At 62.4% G+C, this 19,488-nt stretch carries 19 protein-coding genes; 8 read left to right on the top strand and 11 right to left on the bottom strand.

Annotated elements, in window-relative coordinates; genetic code table 11:
- The first annotated feature begins 91 nt into the window (after positions 1–91).
- Positions 92–1,363 carry an ATP-binding protein gene (locus ISP19_RS14480; RefSeq protein ID WP_204683117.1) on the top strand — a complete coding sequence of 424 codons (1,272 nt, stop codon included), beginning with the start codon at positions 92–94 and terminating at the stop codon, positions 1,361–1,363.
- Between the two features lie 209 nt (positions 1,364–1,572).
- Positions 1,573–2,163, top strand: coding sequence for a response regulator transcription factor (locus ISP19_RS14485; protein ID WP_204683118.1), 591 nt, complete (start codon positions 1,573–1,575; stop codon positions 2,161–2,163).
- Between the two features lie 70 nt (positions 2,164–2,233).
- Here ISP19_RS14485 and ISP19_RS14490 read toward each other — a convergent pair whose 3' ends face one another.
- Positions 2,234–3,226 (bottom strand): isoaspartyl peptidase/L-asparaginase family protein, encoded by a 993-nt coding sequence (locus tag ISP19_RS14490; protein WP_204683353.1) that lies wholly within the window; start codon positions 3,224–3,226, stop codon positions 2,234–2,236.
- Positions 3,227–3,466: 240 nt separating this feature from the next.
- Here ISP19_RS14490 and ISP19_RS21420 point away from each other — a divergent pair, with 240 nt between their 5' ends.
- Complete coding sequence (locus tag ISP19_RS21420; protein ID WP_204683119.1) at positions 3,467–4,822, top strand: 3-oxoacid CoA-transferase; 1,356 nt, start codon at positions 3,467–3,469, stop codon at positions 4,820–4,822.
- Between the two features lie 156 nt (positions 4,823–4,978).
- On the opposite strand, the gene ISP19_RS14500 is transcribed toward ISP19_RS21420, so the two are convergent.
- From ISP19_RS14500 to ISP19_RS14510, 3 genes are all read right to left on the bottom strand, one after another.
- Positions 4,979–5,968: a sensor histidine kinase gene (locus ISP19_RS14500; RefSeq protein WP_204683120.1), complete on the bottom strand. Its 990-nt coding sequence runs from the start codon at positions 5,966–5,968 to the stop codon at positions 4,979–4,981.
- 11 nt (positions 5,969–5,979) lie between these two features.
- Positions 5,980–6,711 carry a response regulator transcription factor gene (locus tag ISP19_RS14505; protein WP_204683121.1) on the bottom strand — a complete coding sequence of 244 codons (732 nt, stop codon included), beginning with the start codon at positions 6,709–6,711 and terminating at the stop codon, positions 5,980–5,982.
- A gap of 103 nt (positions 6,712–6,814) precedes the next feature.
- Positions 6,815–7,426: an arylesterase gene (locus tag ISP19_RS14510; protein ID WP_204683122.1), complete on the bottom strand. Its 612-nt coding sequence runs from the start codon at positions 7,424–7,426 to the stop codon at positions 6,815–6,817.
- On the opposite strand from ISP19_RS14510, the gene ISP19_RS14515 reads away from it, so the two are divergent.
- From ISP19_RS14515 to ISP19_RS14530, 4 genes are all read left to right on the top strand, one after another.
- Positions 7,425–8,111: an ABC transporter ATP-binding protein gene (locus ISP19_RS14515; protein WP_204683123.1), complete on the top strand. Its 687-nt coding sequence runs from the start codon at positions 7,425–7,427 to the stop codon at positions 8,109–8,111. The genes ISP19_RS14510 and ISP19_RS14515 overlap by 2 nt on opposite strands.
- An 82-nt stretch (positions 8,112–8,193) precedes the next feature.
- Positions 8,194–10,677: an ABC transporter permease gene (locus ISP19_RS14520; RefSeq protein ID WP_204683124.1), complete on the top strand. Its 2,484-nt coding sequence runs from the start codon at positions 8,194–8,196 to the stop codon at positions 10,675–10,677.
- 99 nt (positions 10,678–10,776) lie between these two features.
- Positions 10,777–11,406, top strand: a complete 630-nt coding sequence (locus tag ISP19_RS14525) for a glutathione S-transferase family protein (RefSeq protein ID WP_204683125.1) — start codon at positions 10,777–10,779, stop codon at positions 11,404–11,406.
- A gap of 120 nt (positions 11,407–11,526) precedes the next feature.
- A complete protein-coding gene (locus tag ISP19_RS14530; protein ID WP_204683126.1) occupies positions 11,527–12,660 on the top strand; it encodes an SLC13 family permease in 1,134 nt (377 codons plus the stop codon).
- Here ISP19_RS14530 and ISP19_RS14535 read toward each other — a convergent pair.
- From ISP19_RS14535 to ISP19_RS14560, 6 genes are all read right to left on the bottom strand, one after another.
- Entirely contained in the window at positions 12,657–13,433 is a 777-nt protein-coding gene (locus tag ISP19_RS14535; protein ID WP_204683127.1) for a DUF4097 family beta strand repeat-containing protein, read from the bottom strand. The genes ISP19_RS14530 and ISP19_RS14535 overlap by 4 nt on opposite strands.
- Before the next feature lie 151 nt (positions 13,434–13,584).
- The gene (gene mazG / locus ISP19_RS14540; RefSeq protein ID WP_204683128.1) at positions 13,585–14,388 is read right to left on the bottom strand and encodes a nucleoside triphosphate pyrophosphohydrolase; all 804 of its coding nucleotides are present in this window, start codon (positions 14,386–14,388) and stop codon (positions 13,585–13,587) included.
- Positions 14,389–14,514: 126 nt separating this feature from the next.
- Positions 14,515–15,348, bottom strand: a complete 834-nt coding sequence (gene cysQ / locus ISP19_RS14545) for a 3'(2'),5'-bisphosphate nucleotidase CysQ (RefSeq protein ID WP_204683129.1) — start codon at positions 15,346–15,348, stop codon at positions 14,515–14,517.
- Entirely contained in the window at positions 15,348–15,905 is a 558-nt protein-coding gene (nudE, locus tag ISP19_RS14550; RefSeq protein WP_204683130.1) for an ADP compounds hydrolase NudE, read from the bottom strand. The genes cysQ and nudE overlap by 1 nt, the downstream gene beginning before the upstream one ends.
- A gap of 108 nt (positions 15,906–16,013) precedes the next feature.
- Positions 16,014–16,814 (bottom strand): inositol monophosphatase family protein, encoded by an 801-nt coding sequence (locus tag ISP19_RS14555; protein WP_204683131.1) that lies wholly within the window; start codon positions 16,812–16,814, stop codon positions 16,014–16,016.
- Complete coding sequence (locus tag ISP19_RS14560; protein WP_239556828.1) at positions 16,811–17,788, bottom strand: type II secretion system protein N; 978 nt, start codon at positions 17,786–17,788, stop codon at positions 16,811–16,813. Before ISP19_RS14560 ends, ISP19_RS14555 begins: the two co-directional genes overlap by 4 nt.
- On the opposite strand from ISP19_RS14560, the gene ISP19_RS14565 reads away from it, so the two are divergent.
- The gene (locus tag ISP19_RS14565; protein ID WP_204683133.1) at positions 17,696–19,060 is read left to right on the top strand and encodes an adenosylmethionine--8-amino-7-oxononanoate transaminase; all 1,365 of its coding nucleotides are present in this window, start codon (positions 17,696–17,698) and stop codon (positions 19,058–19,060) included. The genes ISP19_RS14560 and ISP19_RS14565 overlap by 93 nt on opposite strands.
- Before the next feature lie 98 nt (positions 19,061–19,158).
- Here the strand turns inward: ISP19_RS14565 and ISP19_RS14570 are convergent, their stop codons facing one another.
- Entirely contained in the window at positions 19,159–19,485 is a 327-nt protein-coding gene (locus tag ISP19_RS14570) for a hypothetical protein (protein ID WP_204683134.1), read from the bottom strand.
- Positions 19,486–19,488: the final 3 nt, after the last annotated feature.

Genomic DNA, 19,488 nt, shown 5'->3' on the forward strand with positions numbered 1-19,488 from the left:
GGGCCTTTAGGAGTGAGTGGAGAGGAGAGAGAGGTTAGCTCTCACGCATTCACTCTCACTCCTCACTCCTCTCCACTCACTCCTCGCCTTCATGTCTTACCAGCTAAAGCAACCGATCGGGCCCTTCGCGCTGACGCGCACCCTCGCATGGTTGCGGCTGTGCGCGATTGCAGGCCAGAGCGCAGCGGTGATGATCTGCTCGTGGTGGATGCGGATCGATATTCCCGCCCTCTCGCTCTTTCTGGGCATTGACCTGCTGGCTGTATTCGCCGTGTTCGCCGCCTGGCGTATCAGCCAGCCCAGACCGGTGCGCGAATGGGAAACGGTGTGCCATGTGGCTGCCGATACCGTGGTGCTCGGCTACCTGCTCTATTTCACCGGTGGCGCCAGCAACCCGTTCATTACGCTGCTGCTGGTACCTGTCGCATTGAGCGCTGCCGCGCTGTCAGTACGTGCGGTGCTTTCGGTGGCTGCTCTGGCCGGCGCGGCCTATATCGTGTTGCTGCTCTGGTATGTGCCGTTGCCGCCGAACGAACTGATGGGCACCGATCAAGGTTTCTCGTTGCACGTTGCCGGCATGGGCGTGAACTTCGCCGTGACGGCCCTGTTGCTGGGTTTCTTCATCAACCGTCTCGCCAACGCCGTTCGCCTGCAACAGCTGGAAGTGCAGCGCGTGCGCGAACGCGCCCTGCGCGACGAAGGCATCCTCGCTATCGCCACCCAGGCGGCGGGGGCTGCGCATGAACTCAATACACCGCTGGCCACCATGCGCACCCTGCTGCCGGAATTGCGGCGGGAGCATGCCGACGACGTCGTGCTGGACGAAGATCTGGCCTTGCTGGAAGGACAGGTGGAACGCTGCCGCACCATCCTGCGCGAGATGGTGGCCTTCGGCAAAACCCAGCTCTCCCAGGAACCCGAACGCCTGACCTTGCAAGCCTTCATCCACGGCTTCGTGGAACGCTTCAAGCTGCTGCGGCCGGAAGCGGAGCTTGAACTACGCGTCCCCGCGAAGCTCGAATTGCTGGTGCTGCGCAGTCCGCCCGGACTGCGTCACGCGCTGATCAACCTGCTCAACAACGCCGCCGATGCGTCGGCCATGCGCGGCTCTCATAAAGTGGCACTGGAGGTCCGGCAGGAAGGCCAATGGCTGGAATGGATCGTGCTCGACCAGGGTCCAGGCTTTCATGCCAGCGGCGCGCCGGCATCCATCGGCGAAAGCGGCAAGCAAAGCGGACTGGGCATTGGCCTCGCCCTGGCGGAGGCCACCGCCGAGCGCCTGAGTGGCGAATTGATCGCGACCAATACCGATAGCGGCGCGGAAATGCGCTTGCGCCTGCCATTGCCGGCCATTGCGGAGTGATCCGCTCCCTCTCGCGCAGAACTGGGTTACCGACCACTCACAACCACGGGAACCGTGCGCGGTGACGGCTGCAAGAAAGCAGCATCCACGACAGGTTGCCGCTCTCGTCCATCTCTCATTGCCGCCCAAAAGGAGAGGATCACAAGCCTGCAAGCATAAGATCCGCATATCCGGCAAAATAGGCGGGCAAATACGACCGGTAGCAGCAAATGATCCCCCCGAATCAGGCAAGCAGCACCCGTCCACTGTTGATCGTGGATGACGACGCCACCTTTGTACGCGTACTCAGCCGGGCCCTCACCTCTCGCGGTTTCGAAGTCATCACCGCCACCCGTGCCGACGAAGCCCGCGCCCTCTCGCGGCGCCACCAGCCCCGCCATTGCGTGCTCGATCTCAAGCTCGGCGAAGAAAACGGACTGCGTCTGATTCCCGAGCTGCACGAACTGGTGCCGGATATGCGCATCCTGCTGCTCACCGGCTACGCCTCGATTGCCACGGCCGTCGAAGCGATCAAGCGCGGTGCTCACGATTACCTGGCCAAACCGGTCGATGCCGATGCCGTGGTTCGTGCGCTGCTCGAAGGTGAGAGCGCGCAACCAAGCGAAGACGACGTCATCGACGCCCCCGAAGCGCCGCTCGCCTTGCGTCGCCTGGAGTGGGAACACATCCAGCGTGTACTCACCGAGTGCGACGGCAACATCTCCGAAACCGCGCGCCGTCTCGGTATGCATCGCCGCACCCTGCAGCGCAAGCTGAGCAAGCATCCGGTGCGGGAGCGGCCGGAACAACAGGCCGATTAGCGTCGATCGCGGTCAGCGCGTTGACGGCATGGCTGCATGCCGTACGCATGATGGTGCAAGGAGAAAACGCTCAGTCCTGCGCGGATGAGGTCGCCGGCGCCGGCGTTTGGTTCGACGGGTCCGGCTCATCGTCGTAGATCGCCACATGCGGCACGCCGTCCGCCCCGATCCACCCGCGATACATGCCGTCGGTATTGAACGGCATGGCGATATGGCCGTCGCTATCCAGCGCGATCGCGCCGCCGTTGCCGCCCATGGACGGAATTTCCTGGTTGATCACTTCGGCGGCGGCGCGCTGGATCGGTTCGTTCAACATCGATACCTTCATGCAGATTTCGTGCGCGGCCACGGTGCGGATGTAGAACTCGCCCCAGCCGGTGCCGGACACGGCGCATTGGGCGTTGGCGTAGGTGCCTGCGCCGATGATCGGTGAGTCGCCCACGCGCCCCCAGCGCTTGTCGTTCATGCCACCGGTGGAAGTGCCGGCGGCGAGGTGGCCGTCGCTGTCGAGCGCAACGGCGCCAACCGTGCCGAAATGCTTGGCCGTTTCGAGATCGGCATGCGGCTGCTTTGCCGCGTCTTCCTTCAAGGCCTTCTGCAGCTGCTGCCAGCGTTCTTCCGTGCGGAAATAGGACGGATCGACCAGCGTGATGCCTTGCTCCTTGGCAAACGCCTCGGCGCCGTCACCAACCAGCATGACGTGCGACGAATGCTCCATCACCGCGCGCGCCAGCAGGATTGGATTCTTTACGCGATGCACGGCGGCAACGGAACCGGCGCGCAAAGTGTCGCCGTCCATGATCGCGGCATCCATTTCATTCTTGCCATCATGCGTGAACACCGAGCCCTTGCCGGCGTTGAAGTTGGAATCGTCCTCCAGCACGGTGATCGCGGTGGTGACCGCGTCCAGTGCCGGCTTGCCCGCCTTGAGCTGGGCGTAACCATCCAGCAAGGCCTTGGTCATGGCCGCGCGCACCGCTTTTTCCTTGGCGGGCGTCATGTCGCGCCTGACCACGCCGGAACCGCCATGAATGATCAGGACCGGCGTGGTGGCATGAGTCATGGCGGCAACTCCCAGCGCGGCCAGGGCGGCGAACAGGCGGAACGACTTCACGTGATGCTTCTCCAGGCTTTGGCCGAGTATAGCCAGCCCGTTTGACGTGCTCAGCCGTATGGCATATCGGAGCCGTGTCAACAGCTTAGGCAGATTGCAAACCGGCTGTCGCGACCTTCGCACAGCATGCGCCGAGACCAATCCGTCGTATCCTAGGCAGCTATCTCCCCCCCGATAGAAGGCACTCTCATGGACAAGGTTTATGCAAACGCGGCAAAGGCGCTGGACGGCCTGCTGTTTGATGACATGACCATCGCAGCAGGCGGCTTCGGCCTGTGCGGCATCCCCGAAAACCTGATCGGCGCATTGCTGGCGGCAGGCACCAAGGGCCTGACCATCGTCGGCAACAATGCTGGCGTGGATGATTTCGGCATGGGTCCATTGCTGAAGACGCGCCAGGTGAAGCGTGTGTACGCCTCCTACGTGGGCGAGAACAAGGAATTCGAGCGCCAGGTGCTGGCCGGTGAACTGGAACTGCATCTGGTGCCGCAGGGCACGCTGGCGGAGAAGCTGCGCGCGGGTGGCGCCGGCATTCCAGGTTTCTATACGCGCACCGCGTACGGCACCAAGCTGGCCGAAGGCAAGGAAACCAAGAAGTTCGGCGAGAAGGAATACGTGCTTGAAGAAGCCATTCACGCTGACGTCTCCATCGTCAAGGCGTGGAAGGGCGACCGGCTCGGCAACCTGGTGTTCCGCAAGACCGCACGCAACTTCAATCCGATGATCGCCACCTGCGGCAAGGTTTGCGTGGCCGAAGTGGAAGAACTGGTCGAAGTGGGTCAGTTGGCTCCCGATGAGATCCACGTGTCGGGCATCTACATCGACCGCCTCATCCAAGGCGAGAAGTACGAGAAGCGCATCGAATTCCGCACGATCGCCGGCGCCAACACCGGCAAGGAAAGCCCGATCCGCATGGCGATGGCGCAGCGTGCCGCGAAAGAACTGCGCGACGGTTTTTACGTGAACCTCGGTATTGGCATCCCCACCCTCGTGGCCAACTTCATTCCGCAAGGCATGGACGTGACGCTGCAATCGGAAAACGGCCTGCTCGGCATCGGTCCGTTCCCGGATGAAGCGCATATCGATCCCGACCTGATCAACGCCGGCAAGCAGACGATCACCGCCCTGCCCGGTTCAAGCTATTTCTCCAGCGCCGAGTCGTTCGCGATGATTCGCGGCGGCCATATCAACCTGTCGATTCTCGGCGGCCTGGAAGTCTCCAACACGGGTGACCTGGCCAACTGGATGGTGCCGGGCAAGATGGTGAAGGGCCCGGGCGGCGCGATGGACCTGGTCAGTGGTGTGCAGCGCGTGGTGGTGCTGATGGAGCACACCGCGAAGGATGGCTCGCCGAAGATCAAGAATCAGTGCGACCTGCCGCTCACCGGCAAGCAGGTGGTGGACCTGATCATTACCGATCTTTGCGTGTTCGAAGTGCACAAGGGCAAGGGCCTGACGCTGATCGAACTGCAGGAAGGCGTGACCGTGGATGAGGTGAAAGCGAAGACGGGATGCGCGTTTGAGGTGCATGCCTCGTTGCGCTGAGATGATATGGGGTGCGCCAGACCATGGCACGCCCCTTTCTTGGCAGGTTGGGTAGGTTGGGTTAGCGCAGCGTAACCCAACGGAATTCCATCGAAGCGACAAACATCGTTGGGTTACGCTGCGCTAACCCAACCTACCCTGCCCATTGCCGTCCGTTCATGCATGCACCGGCAGCGGTTGCGGAAACCGTATCTCCGCCACATAGCTGTTGCCGCCCTGCACATGCAGATCCAGCGGCCATGCGAAGCGTTCGCTGATCCGCCGCGCGATGGCGTATTCGAATCCCTGCTGTCCCGGCAACTGCGGATCGTGATCCGCGCCGGCGGTGGCGCACACGCTCACCACTCCCGGCAACACCGTCACCAGCACCGTGCCCTGCCCGGTGTATTGGCTGGCATGGCGGATCAATTGCCAGCACAGCATGGCAAATACGCGCGGTGAACCGTGCAAGGCAAACCTGGCGGGCTCTTCGAATTGCAATTCGATCGGATGACCGTGCAGCATTTCGCGGGCGTCGGCCAGTTCGTCGCGCAGCACGTCATTCACCACGAAATCCTGCTCGCCCTGGCCATTGTCGGCCTCGCGCGCCAGGATCAGCATCGCTTCCACCAGCGCTTCCATTTCGCGTGTAGCGCGGCGAATGCGCTCGACGGAGCGTTTGCCGAAATCGCTTAGCTCCGGTTCGTCGGCCAGCATATCGGTCGACATCTTGATCACCGTAAGCGGACTGCGCAGCTCGTGGCTGGCATCGCGGGTGAAATTGCGTTCACGCTCGTTGTAGCCCGCGATACGGTTGGCAAAGTCATGAAAGCTGTGCGCCAAGGTCGCCACATCGGCATCCACGCGTTGCAGCAGATGATCATCCGGCGACAGCGCTTGCAGGTCACCCCGCCCTTCGCGCCAGCTGCGCACCCGTTGCGCGAGGGTGCTTACGGGCTGCCAGGTGCGTTGCGCGGCCAGCCAGGCCAGTGCGCTGACGATCACGATCAAGGCCAGCACGGCGCCCAGCGGCGCCACGTTGTAGTAACCCATCAGGCACGCCAGCACGATCGCGACCAGCTGCATGCCGAAGATCAGCAGCAACCGGCGATGAAGACCGCCGCGCGTAGACGCTGCGCGTTGGTTTGGCGCACCCTGTTGTGTCATGGTTTGGGCGGTCAGGCGAAATAACTTGTTGCAGTCGTTTCTGAATCGAGATCGGCCAGGCGGTAGCCGGCCGAATGAATGGTATGCAGCAACGGACGCTGGAAAGGTTTATCGATAATCCGGCGCAGGTTGTAAAGGTGTGAACGCAAGGTGTCGGAGTCGGGCAAGGTATCGCCCCAGATCTCCCTTTCGATATCGCGCCGGCTCACCACGCGCGGCGATTCACGCATCAGTATCGCCAGCAGCTTCAGGCCGATCGGCGACACGGTAAGCTCCTGGCCGCCGCGCGTGAGACGCAAGGTCGCGGTGTCCAGGGTCATGTCGCCCACCGTGAGTATTTCGCTGGAGACCTGACGGCGATCGCGCCGGATCAGCGCACGCAGACGGGCTTCCAGCTCGCGAACCTCGAAGGGTTTCACCAGGTAGTCGTCCGCACCGGCCTCCAGGCCGATCAGCTTGTCTTCCAGGGTGTCCCGCGCGGTCAGCATCAGCACCGGGGTGGATTTCTTGGCGTCGGAGCGCAGCTTGCGGCAGACATCCAGACCATCGATGCCCGGCAGCATCAGGTCCAGCACGACCACGTCGTAGCTGTTGGAGACGGCCAGGTGCAGCCCGCTCACCCCATCCTGAGCAAAATCAACGGAGTAGCCACGACGTTCCAGAAACTCGCCGACCATTTCGGCGATCTGTCGGTTGTCTTCGACCAATAGGATCAGTCCGGCATGTTCGTCACGTGAACTCATGTTCCCCTCGTCGGCTACCGCGATGTCTTCACATTTGTGAAGGCTAACGGTCGATGGCGTAAGCGGAACGTGAATTTCGGACTATAAAACCGTGTAGCAGATCTCAGTGCAGCAAGGGTTTGAGCTGGTTCCAGACGGTATTGAGCACGATCGGCTCCCCGGCAGCCATCGGATGCAGGCCGTCTTCCTGCATCAGGGCGGGGTTCAGGGCCACTCCGTCGAGCAGGAACGGCACCAGGGCCACATGCTTGTCCCGTGCCAGATCGGCATAGACCGCGCGCAAGCCGTCGCGATACTGCGGCCCGTAGTTCACCGGCAGCTCGATTCCCAGCAGCAACACCTTGGCGCCGGCGTGCTGGGCGGCGTCGATCATCGCGCCGAGGTTGTCGTGCAGCGTGCTCAGCGACAACCCCTGCAAGCCGTCATTGGCACCCAATTCGATCACCGCGATGCGCGGATGGTATTGCGCCAACAGCGCCGGCAGGCGATTGCGGCCGCTCAGCGAGGTTTCGCCGCTGATGCTGGCATTGACGACCGTCCAGCCCGGCTCCATGTCGTTCAGGCGTACTTCCAGCAGATGCACCCAACCCGATTCCACGGGAATGTTATGGGCGGCGGACAGGGAATCGCCCAACACGATCAGGGTTTTCGCGGGCGCCGCCTGCAACGCACCGATACCGCACAGCAGAACAAGCAGACAAAGGAAACGACGCATGAGTGGTGGTTCTCATCCGGTTCTTGAAGTTCGGGATGTTAGCAAGTCCGTCAACGGTCCCGAGGGAAGGCTGGATATCCTCAGTGATGTCGCCATGCAGGTGAACACCGGCGAGAGCTTTGCCATCGTCGGCGCGTCCGGCTCGGGCAAGACCACCCTGCTCGGCCTGCTGGCCGGGCTGGATACGCCTACGCGGGGCAGCATCCGGCTGGATGGTCATTCGCTGGAGCAACTCGATGAGGAAGCCCGCGCGGATCTACGCCGTCGCCTGGTGGGTTTCGTGTTCCAGTCGTTTCATCTGCTGCCCGCACTGACCGCCGAACAGAACGTGATGCTGCCGCTGGAACTGGAAGGCAATCCGGCGGCCCGCGAACGCGCGCGTGAAGCCCTGGCAGCGGTCGAACTGAGCGGCCGGCGCAAGCACTATCCCGCACAGCTTTCCGGCGGTGAACAGCAACGCGTGGCGATTGCCCGTGCGTTCGTGCACCGTCCGCGCATCCTGTTTGCCGACGAACCCACCGGCAATCTGGACCGGCGTACCGGGCGGCATGTCTGCGATCTGTTGTTTGCGCTCAATCGCGATCACGGCACCACCCTGGTGCTGGTGACGCATGACCTGCAACTGGCGGAACGCTGCGTGCGCCGGGTGGAATTGCAGGAAGGAAAACTGGAGCCGTTGGCATGAGCACGCTTGGCGCAAGCCGGCCATTCCCGCTTTGTGAAATACGCCATCCGTCGCTCGAATCTCGCGGCGAGGCCATATCCACATGAAAATCCTTCTCCTCGCCCTGCGCAGCCTGCGCCGCGAATGGCATCTGCCGGAACTGCGCACGCTAGCCGCCTCACTCGTACTGGCGGTGGTCGCACTCGGCGTGGTGGCTACGCTCACCGCGCGCATGGAACACGGCATACTGGCCAGCGCGGCCGAATTGATCGGCGGCGATCTGGGTGTCTCGGCACCGCAAGACCTTCCCGAAAAATTCGCCGATGCCGCCCGTGAACGCGGACTGGCGATGACACATACCGCCGGCTTTCCCAGCGTAGCCTTTGCGCAACAACAAAGTCAGTTGCTGGAGGTGTTGGCCACCGATACGGCCTATCCCTTGCGCGGCACGTTGCTGATTGGCGACGCCCAGGGACGGCAGCGCGTCGGCCATGGCCCGGCAGGCGGCACGGTGTTGCTGGATCACCGCGCCTTGGTCGCCCTGCATCGCCAGGTTGGCGACAGCGTGCAATTGGGTGGACGTGATCTGCGCATTGCCGGTGAGCTGGTGCAACAGCCCGACGGCGGCGAACTGGTCGCCATGGCACCGCGCGCGCTGATGAACCTGGACGATGCCCAACAGGCCGGACTGCTCGGCGTTGGCAGCCGCGCACGGCATAGCGTGCTGCTGGCCGGCAATCCTTCCGCAGTGCAAAGCTGGCGTCAGTGGGCGCAATCCACGCCGCTGCCACCCGGCGGCGAACTGATCACGCCCGAACAAACGCAGGAGCGGATGCGCAACGCCTTCGATCGGGCCGGCGCATTTCTGCGTCTTACCGCGCTGCTCTCCGCCTTGCTTTCAGGAGTCGCGATAGCACTTGCCGCGCAGCGTTATGCGCGGCGGAAAACCAGTGAAGTGTCCTTGCTGCGTGCACTGGGTACGTCGCGCGCACGCGTACTCGGTTTGCTGCTGGGTACCTTGGGCGGACTTGCCCTGCCCGCCGCCGCGATCGGTGTTTTGCTGAGCCTGGCCCTGGCCGAAGCAGCGTGGATGTTTGCCAGCCAGTTGTTCGCAGGCGTTCCGACCGAGTTGCCGACACTTCCTTCGCTCGCCGCGGCGGGCATGGGTGTCGCCGTGCTGGCGGGCTTTGCCCTGCCGCCGCTGGTGCGCCTGGCCGATGTGTCGCCGGTGGCCGTCTTTCGCGCCAGCCTTGCACGCCAAATCCGCCGCTTCGATGCGCTGTACCTGATTCCCGCAGCGGTGGCGCTCGCGCTGATCTGGAGCCTCAGCGATTCGGTCCGGCTGGCAGGCATTCTCGCGGTGAGCTTGTCGGGTGTGGCCGTCGTCGCGGCGGGGCTGGCCGCTCTGTTGTTATGGATCGCACGGCGCATTACCCCGGGTGGACATCCGGCGTTGCGCCTGGGTATGGCGGCGCTGGCACGGCGGCGTGGCCTGAGCATCGTACAGGCCACCGCGTTGAGCCTGGGACTGACGGCGTTGCTGCTGCTCGCCATCGTAGCGCCGGCCTTGCTGGATGGCTGGCGCCAGGAACTACCCGCCGACACCCCGAACTGGTTCGTGCTCAATCTGCAAGACGACCAACGCGCGGACTTCAGCAAGTCACTCGCACAAATCGGCGCCGACCAACTCAACATGATGCCGCTGGCGGTAGGCAAATTCACCGCCATCAACGGCCGGCCGATCGACCAGATCGCCTTCAAGGACCCACGCACCAAGGATTGGAACGATCGTCAGTTGCGTCTGTCCTGGTCGGATAGCTTGCCGCCTTCGAACACCATCATCGCCGGTCATTGGTTTGCACCCCATCCGGCCGAAGCCGAAGTCTCGGTCGATACGATGTGGCGCGACATGTACGCGCTGAAACTCGGTGACACCATGCGTTTCGATGTCGGCGAAGGCCAGCTCGATGCCAAGGTGACCAGTTTCCGGCATGTGGACTGGACGTCGTTCCGAGTCAACTTCTTCCTGCTGATGGATCCGCTCCATGCGAATGCATTGCCCCACACCTGGATTGCCAGCTTCTACCTGCCGCGCGGCCATACCGAAGCCCTGGCTGGGCTCTCGCGCACTTATCCGAACCTGAGCCTGGTCGATGTGGATGCCTTGCTCGATCGCGTGCGCGAGATCGTGCAACGGGTCACCGGCGCGGTGCGCTGGGTGCTTGGTTTCAGCTTGCTCGCCGGTGCGCTGGTGCTGGCTGCCGCACTGGCCACCAGCGGACAGGAGCGTCGTCATGAAGCTGCACTGCTGCGCACGCTGGGCGCACGGCGTGGTTTGCTGCGCATTGCTGCAGCCTGCGAGTTTGCCCTGCTTGGACTGATCGCCGGCATCACGGCCGCGCTTGGCGCGATGATAGGTGGCTGGTGGCTGGGCCGCAGTGTGTTTCATATCAAGGACTTCATGCCGCATCCCTGGCCACTTGCACTTGCCGCCCTGCTGGCGGCGGTGGTGGTGATGCTGTTGGGATTGGCCGGTACACGCAAAGTCACACATACGCCGCCGATGCGTTTGTTGCGGGCGGAATGAGGGGCCAGGCGCAAGTTCGTTGGATTACGATGTGGCATCGATGCTTGTAACCGCTCGCCCGGCATTACGATTGGAAATACTTGTCAACAAGGAGTGCGCATGTACACCCTCTACTATTCCCCCGGCACCGCCAGCATGGTCGTGCACCTGGCCTTGCTGGAAATCGGCGCGGACTATCGGCTTGAGTACGTCGATTTCGACAAGGACGCGCAACACAGTGCCGAATATCTGAAGCTCAATCCCGGTGGCAAGGTGCCGACCTTGGTGATCGACGGAAGGCCGGTGTATGAGTCGGGGGCGTTGCTCACCGTGCTTGCCGAGCGGCATCCCGCGGCAAAACTGATCCCGCCGCCGGGCAACCCCGCGCGTGATGCGTGGTTGCAGTGGATGGTGTTTCTCAGCAACGCGCTGATGTCGAGCTATCGCTTATGGTTCTACCCGCACGAACTGGGTAACGCGGAACATCCGCCTGCTTTGCGCGCAGCCGTGCAGCGCAAGATCGAGAGCGTATGGGATCAGCTCGAAGCGCATCTTTCCGCGCATGGCCCTTATCTGCTGGGCGCGGATTTCTCCGGCGTCGACCTGATGCTGATCATGCTGATGCGTTGGTCGCGCAATATGCCACGGCCCGCTACCGAATGGCCGGCACTGAAACGGCTGGCAGATCTGGTACGTGCGCGTCCGAGCTGGAAACGGCTCTGCGAACTGGAAGGTTTGAGCGACTGGTAATTTGCATCACGAACCAGAATCCTCAGCGCGGTTAGCGGCAAGTGCCGAAGGCGCAAGCCCGATGCATGATCGAACGCTTGCAAAGCTGCGCCCTCGTTACTCATCCCGGCCCCTATCCGCATGAATTCCCCCTCATCACCCGCTCGCCATTGGCGGGATCGCCTCAAGCACGAGTGGTTGCTGTTGTTGTTCGCCGCACTGACCGTCGCGCTGGCTTGCATCGACCCGCAGCCGCTGGTGCGTTACCAGCGCTGGCTTCAGTGGCCGACCCTATGCGGTCTGCTCGGCCTGATGATCGCCATCCAGGGTATTCGCGATAGCGGACTGGTGCAGCGCATCGCCGGCATGCTGGTGGCACGTGTGCACACACTGCGTGGTGTGGGTTTGCTGCTGGTCAGCATGACGTCGGTGCTGTCGATGGTACTGACCAACGACGTGAGCCTGTTTCTGGTCGTGCCGTTGACCGTGGCGATCGGCGGCATGTCCAACCTGCCCGTGCTACGCATGGCCGTGCTGGAGGCGCTGGCGGTAAATGCCGGTTCCACGCTGAGCCCGATCGGCAATCCGCAAAATCTGCTGATCTGGCAACACGCGCAGCTCCCCTTCCTGAAATTCGTCAGCAGCATGCTGCCCGCTGCGGCAGTGATGTTTGTGCTGGTTGCCGCCCTGACCTGGATCTGGCTGCCGCAAGGCCGCGTGACCCTGCAGGCCGAACGGCTCGACGGCCACGCCATATCGGTATCACTGGCGATATTGTCGTTGGAGAGCCTCGTCATGATGGTGCTGATGATGGAGTATGGACACGCACCGTTGGGTGCCTTGCTGCTGGTGCTGCCGTTTGCGCTGTTCTCCTGGCGCAGCCTGATACGTATCGACTGGTTGCTGATGGCCACTTTTGCCGCGATTTTTCTCGGCCTGGGCCATTTTGCGGCGCTGCCGGCGGTCGAGCACGCGCTGGACCACATCGATTTCAACCAGCCGCTGGCGCTTTACCTCGGCGGCATTATCAGTTCGCAGCTCATCAGCAATGTACCGGCTACCGTTTTGCTGCTGGATCGCGGCCCGAATGCGCTGGCGCTGGCGGTAGCGGTGAACGTCGGCGGCTTCGGCGTCGTGATCGGATCGCTGGCGAATTTGATCGCCTTGCGCCTGGCAAAACAGCCGCATGCGATGCGGCTGTTTCATGAAGTATCGATTCCGTTTTTGCTGGTCTGCGCGCCACTGGTGTATCTGGCGGCTTACCTGCTGGGTTAATCATCGTCGTCATGCGGCACGTTGATCTTGCCGCCGATATTCCTGTGCGTGACGTCGCCGCTGCCCTTCGCGCCAACCGTGAGGTCGCCGCGCACATTGCTTACGGTAAGGTCGCCGGAGCCGAGTGTCCCCACGTCGACGCTGCCGCCCACCTGATCCAGCTCCACATCGCCCGAACCGACGCTGCCGATATGCACATCGCTCTTGATGGATCGTGCCTTGAGATCGCCGGAACCGACTGAGCCCGCACGCAAACTGCCAATCTCGGCAATATCCACGTCACCGGAGCCGGTGACCACGCTTACCGCACCGGAAATATTGCTGATGTGCAGGTCACCCGAACCGGTTTGCACATCGAGCTGGGCCAGGCCGCTGATATACGCGTCGCCGGAGCCATCGTTGACCGACACCGGCATGGTCGCCGGAAGCTGGATCTGCAGGTCCAGTTCCTCGTAAGACACCCCGAACAGGCTGATATTGATGGCACTTTTGCCGCCGACATCGATAATCAACTGATCGCCTTCGCGGTGCGAAGACACCTGCAAATTGTCCAGCGCGCTCTGCGATGACGCGCAGGCGCGGCCGGTGAGTTCCAGCGAGCTGGAGCTGCCGCTGCCGATCAGATGCATATCGTGACTGTGCAGTTCGATCTGCACGCCACGCACGCCGGACAGGTCATCGTGCAGATTGCGCGGCGCCGAATAACGGCATTCATCCGCAGCCGCTGTCAGGGAAATCAACAGCAGGGGCAAAAGAACGAGTAGGCGGCGCATGCGGAATCTCCGGTGGTTGTACGAGTGTTCTGATGCCTGGCGGACCGCAAAGGTTGAAAGCCTGACTGGTCCGCCTGCCTGCGCCGGAACGACGGCGGGGCCAGCCCCAGCACGTGTACCTATGCCCTAAAGAACCCCGGAAGAGAAGTGCTTAAAGCTTGGGTTCCTCCGTCTTGGCGCGCTGCCAAAGCGCTTCTTGCGCGGGAAGGTCGGAAGCCGACAAAGGCTTCCCAGCCTCGCTCGCCAGTTGCTCCATGCGTCGAAACCGGCGCTCGAATTTCGCATTGGCATGTTTCAGCGCCCGGACGAAATCCACGCGGGCGTGCCGGGCCAGGTTCACCGCCACAAACAGCACATCGCCGATCTCGTCTTCCAACCGCGCCGGATCGGCACCGGCGGCGAATTCGGCATCCACTTCGGCCAATTCTTCGTGCAGCTTTTCGATCACCGGACGGTGATCCGGCCAATCGAAACCTACCGTGGCGGCACGCTGCTGCAGCTTGAGTGCACGCTGCCATTCGGGCTGGCCGCGCGACACACCGGCCAGCACGCTGCTGTCCTGAGTGTCGCCCTTGGCGGCGCGTTCGCGCGCCTTGATGTCATCCCAGGCCCGCTTCTGCTCGTCAAGGTCGGCGTAGGTGACATCGCCAAAAACATGCGGATGGCGGCGCAGCATCTTGTCGCTGATGGTGTGCGCGACATCGTCAAAATCGAACAGTCCTTGCTCCTGCGCCATCTGCGCGTGAAAGACCACCTGCAACAGCAGATCGCCCAGTTCATCGCGCAAATCGTGCCAGTCGCGGCGGTCGATGGCGTCGGCGACTTCGTAGGCTTCCTCGACCGTATAGGGAGCAATGGTGCTGAAATCCTGCTTCACATCCCACGGGCAACCCCGTTCGGGATCGCGCAGGCGAGCCATGATGGCTAGCAGGTCGGCGAGGCTGTGGCGGGTCATAAGGCTTAGGAGTGAGTGGAGAGGAGTGAGGAGTGAGAGAAAGCCATCGCATTGGCGATGCTTACGCGCTTTTTATGTAGCGAACGAAGAGCAACGGAGAGGCGCCACGAAGAGCATGCTCTTCTCTCACTCCTCTCCACTCACTCCTAAAGCGCCGCGTATACGCGCCGGCCAGTCGATGCCCGTATCGCCCACCGCCAGGAACTCGGGATTGATCAGCGATTCCCCACGGTTGTAGCGCAATGGCTTGCCGGTCAGGTCGAGCACGGCACCGCCGGCCTCCTCCAGCACACACTGTGCGGCGGCGGTATCCCATTCGCTGGTAGGGCCACGGCGCAGATAGACATCGGCAGCACCGCGCGCCAGCAGGCAGAACTTGAGCGACGAGCCCAGCGGTTGCAGGTGGTATTCCTCGCCCAGCAGGCGGCGCATGGCGGTTTCCGCCATGCCGCCGTGCGAGCGACTGCCGGCGGCCACTGGCGGATTGGCCAAGGCGCGGCTGGAGATGCGTTCCCATTCGGCATCGGCCTGTACCTGCCACCACGCGCCGTATCCACGCGCGGCGGCAAACAATTCTTCGGTCACCGGGGCCAGCACCACACCCATCACCGTTTCGCCCTGATCGATAAGCGCGATATTGACGGTGAACTCGCCGTTGCGCTTGATGAATTCACGCGTGCCATCGAGCGGATCGACCAGCCAGTAGCGCGACCATTGCCGGCGCTGTTCCCAGGGCGAGTGGCTGGCTTCTTCCGACACCACCGGCAGCACCGGATCAAGCTGCGCAAGACCGGCGGCGATCACCTTTTGTGCAGCCAGATCCGCCGCGGTAAGCGGCGAACAATCTTCCTTGACTTCGACATCGAAATCTTCGCGATAGATGTCCATGATGGCCTCGCCGGCGCGGCGCGCCAGCAGGCCAATCTCAAGCAGGAGGGAATGGTCGGGTCCGTTGCTCATCAGGTTCGCTGTAGACGTCCGGCTAGGTATTCGCGCGCCAGAAACAGCGCTGCGATGGAACGGCCTTCGGTGACGTCGTCACGCGAGACCAGGCTGTGCAGATCGGCGAGTTTCCACGGCACCACTTCCAGCGGCTCGGGTTCGTCGCCAGGCAGGCTTTCCGGATACAGATCCTGCGCCAGCACCACATGCGCCATATGGGTCATGTAGGACGGCGACAAGGACAGGTTGTGCAGGATCTTGAGCGAGCGAGCGCCATAACCGACTTCTTCCTTCAGCTCGCGATTGGCACCCTGCTCCACCGTTTCATCACGATCGAGCCGCCCCTTGGGCAAGCCCAACTCGTAACGCTCCACGCCCACGCCGTATTCGCGCACCAACAGAACGGTTTCGTCATCGATCATCGGCACGATGATCACCGCGCCCAGGCCGCTGCCTTTCAGGCGTTCGTAGGTGCGGTGCTCGCCGTTGGAAAACTCCAGATCCACCTTTTCCACACGCAGGAAACTGCTGGCGTCCGAATCGTACTTGGCGTGAATGATGGGATAGTGTGGCATCGGGGGATTGTAGCGGGGTTTTATCCCCTCTCCCCATGGAAACCTGGGGAGAGGATTAAGACGCGGGAACGATCTTGCACGGATAACCAGGCTTGCTGGATGGCGCCTTCACCCTGGCCCGCTCCCCACGGTGGGCAGGGAAAGCCGTTGCAGGGCTTGCGCGTGGATGGCGTGCGTACCGGCCAATACGCTACGGGTGTCGAGGGTCAACGGCTGGCCTTGCAGATCGGTAAACACGCCGCCGGCCTCGCGCACGATTACCGCCAAGGGGGCGATGTCAAGAATGTTGACGTCGGACTCGATCACCAGATCCAGACCACCACGGGCCAGCAGGTGGTAATGGCAGAAATCACCGTAGCCGCGAATGCGGTTGCTGTCGCGGATCAAGGCACCCAGCGCCTGCCAGCGCGCGTCGCTGGTAAGCGTCTTGACGTTGCCGGTGGAGATCGAGGCCTGCGCCATCTCGGAAGTGGATGCCACCTGTACGCGCTCACCGTTTAACCATGCGCCGTCGCCGGCGCTGGCCCACATGGTTTCACCGTAGATCGGCGCGCTGGATACGCCAAGCACCAGTTCACCCTTGTCCATCAACGCAATTTGCGTTGAAAAAAACGGTGTGCGCCGTACGAAACTCTTGGTGCCATCCAGCGGATCGACCAGCCACAGCAGTCCATCGCGACGGCCATCCAGACCAAATTCCTCGCCATAGATAGCCGCATCCGGCAAGACCGGAGCGAGGATGGCCCGGATGGCCTGTTCCGCCTCGCGATCGGCGATGGTCACGGGAGTGGCATCAGACTTGATCTCGATATCGACCCCACGCTGCCAATAATGCCGAATGACTTCGGCGGCAGCGTCCGCGGCTTCCCGCGCTGCGCTGAGTGCAGCACCCCATCGCTGGTCGTTCATGGATTTCCTGTTGCCGTGTTGAATTGGGCCAAGCCTCCACGATAGCGGAGTTGTACGCTGCCGTCCGCCGCGGGCGTGCCAAAGCCGTCTAACCAGTGCAGAAGCGCTGGATTTTCGCTACGCGGTTTCAGATTCATGCTCAGATCCCAGCCCAATGGACTAAAAGATAGCCGTCCAGCCGTCTGCAAGGAACCGCGGCCATCATCATCAAGCGCCGCCTTCAACGCACCAGACTCGCCGAGAATCGTGAGCCGCATCGTTCCAAGAGGAATCGTTCCTTGCGCCGTGCGCACTGCCGCATGGGACCAGACGCCAGAGGCATCGGCCTGCATCGGCCATTGGCCCTGCAGCAATGCTTGCGTGACATGCAGATCAAGCTGGCCTTGCGGCTGGCCGTTGAACAACGCCTGCACGCCGAGTTGCGCCATATCGGCATGCAAGGTGATGTCGTGCCAGTCTTCCTGCGTATCGGAGATGCGATGCATCTTTGCCTGCAATTGAAGTTGCGGCTGCCGCAAATCGATGCCGATTTGCACATCGCCAAGCAAAGCGCGCCGTGAAAGTGTCCAGGCAAGACTGCCCAGGGCGGTGCCGGCCGGCGTCGATACCTGCCCGGCGTGACCCTGCCACAGCGTGCCGCCAATCCGATCGAATTTCAGTCCGTGCAATCGCGATTGCATCAGGGACAGGGCCAGGCGTGCGGGCATGAACCACACCAGCAGGGCCAATGCGATAAGAAACACGGCCAGGCCGGTGAGCAGTGCACGCAGAGGTTTCATTAAATCCGTTTCCAGAATGGGCGCTGCCGCCGACAGCGATACATGACGGCGAGGTATTTCAGCACCCTTGAGCCCATCCGCCACTGCCCCGATCATAGCCGGATGACCCAGCCCCATGACGCCAATGCCGCCCTTGCCCGGCGCGATCTCCAACACATCTGGCACCCCTGCACCCAGATGCATGACCACCAGCATGTTCCCATGGTGCCGATCGTGCGGGGCGAAGGCCCCTGGCTGATCGATGCCGAAGGCCGCCGCTACCTGGACGGCATCAGCTCGTGGTGGACCAATCTGTTCGGCCACGCCCATCCGCGCATCGCCGCCGGACTGGCCGAGCAGGCGAAAACACTGGAGCACGTGATCTTTGCCGGCTTTACCCATCCACCGGCGATCGAGCTGGCCGAGCAACTGGTGAAGATCACGCCGGCCGGACTCGACAAGGTGTTCTTCGCAGACAATGGTTCGGCTGCGATTGAAGTGGCGCTGAAGATGAGCTTCCACTACTGGCTCAACCAGGGGCACGGCGAAAAGACCCGCTTTATCGCGCTGACCGGCAGCTATCACGGCGAAACACTCGGCGCCCTGTCCGTCAGCGATGTCGCGCTGTATCGCAAAACCTACGCGCCGCTGCTGCTCACGCCTCTGCTTGCGCCTTCGCCGGACGCTTACGAGGGAGCGCCTGGGGAGTCGCCCGAACAAACCGCAACGCGCCGGCTCGAAGCCATGCGTGTGTTGCTGGAACAGCATGCACATGAAACCTGCGCGGTGATCGTCGAACCACTCGTGCAGTGCGCGGGTGGCATGCGCATGTATCACCCGTGTTATCTCAGCGGGCTGCGCGCGTTGTGCGATGAGTACAACGTGCATTTCATCGCCGACGAAATCGCCGTGGGCTTCGGCCGCACCGGCACGATGTTCGCCTGCGAACAGGCCGGCGTGACGCCGGACTTCATGTGCCTGTCCAAGGGGCTCACCGGCGGCACCTTGCCACTCTCCGTGGTGCTTACTACCCAGCATGTCTACGATGCGTTTTACGCCGAGTACAACGCGGGGAAAGCTTTTCTGCATTCGCACAGCTACACCGGCAATCCGCTGGCCTGTCGTGCGGCGCTCGAAACGCTGGCGATTTTCCGTGATGAACCCGTGCTGGAACGTAACCGTGTGCTAGCGGCGCATCTTGCCAAACGGCTGGAGCCGTTCCGCGATCATCCGCACGTCGCCGACGTGCGCCAGCAGGGCATGATTGCCGCCGTGGAACTGGTGGCAGATAAAACAACGCGCCGTCCTTTCCCGGCGGAAGAGCGACGCGGCTTGCGTGTCTATCTGCATGGCCTGCAAAACGGCGCGTTGCTACGGCCGTTAGGCAATGTGATTTATTTCATGCCGCCTTACGTGGTGAGCGAGAGCGATATCGATCACCTCGTTCACGTGGCGAATGAGGGTATTGCTCTTGCCGTGCGGAGCTAGGAGCTAGAAGTGAGTGGAGAGGAGTGAGGAGTGAGGAGTGAGGAGTGAGAGAGAGCGACGGCACTCTCTTTTCTCACTCCTATTTTCTCTCTCCTGCCTCAGTATCCGTTGCCGTGAATCGTTATGGCCGGATCCAGCTTCTGCAACGCCGGTCCCAAATTGGTTTCGCCGGTGCTGTCGATGTCTTTCTTGCTGTAGCTGCGGCCGGTCACCGGCAGGCACTGGCCTTTCTTGGCCGGGATCAGGCTGCCGGTGTCATGCAGGCAATTGCGGTCGCCCGGCTTGATCGGCGAATGATTGTTCGAAGCGGCAGCCGAGGTGGCGGCCGGTTGCTGGGTAGCCGCGCTGTTCTGCGGCGCAGCACGGATCGCTGTGGCAAAACCGGCGGCCGTCAACAGGACGACGACGGTAACTAGCTTGGACATGGG

The sequence above is a fragment of the Dyella flava genome, assembly GCF_016904955.1.
Lineage (GTDB): Bacteria > Pseudomonadota > Gammaproteobacteria > Xanthomonadales > Rhodanobacteraceae > Dyella_B > Dyella_B flava.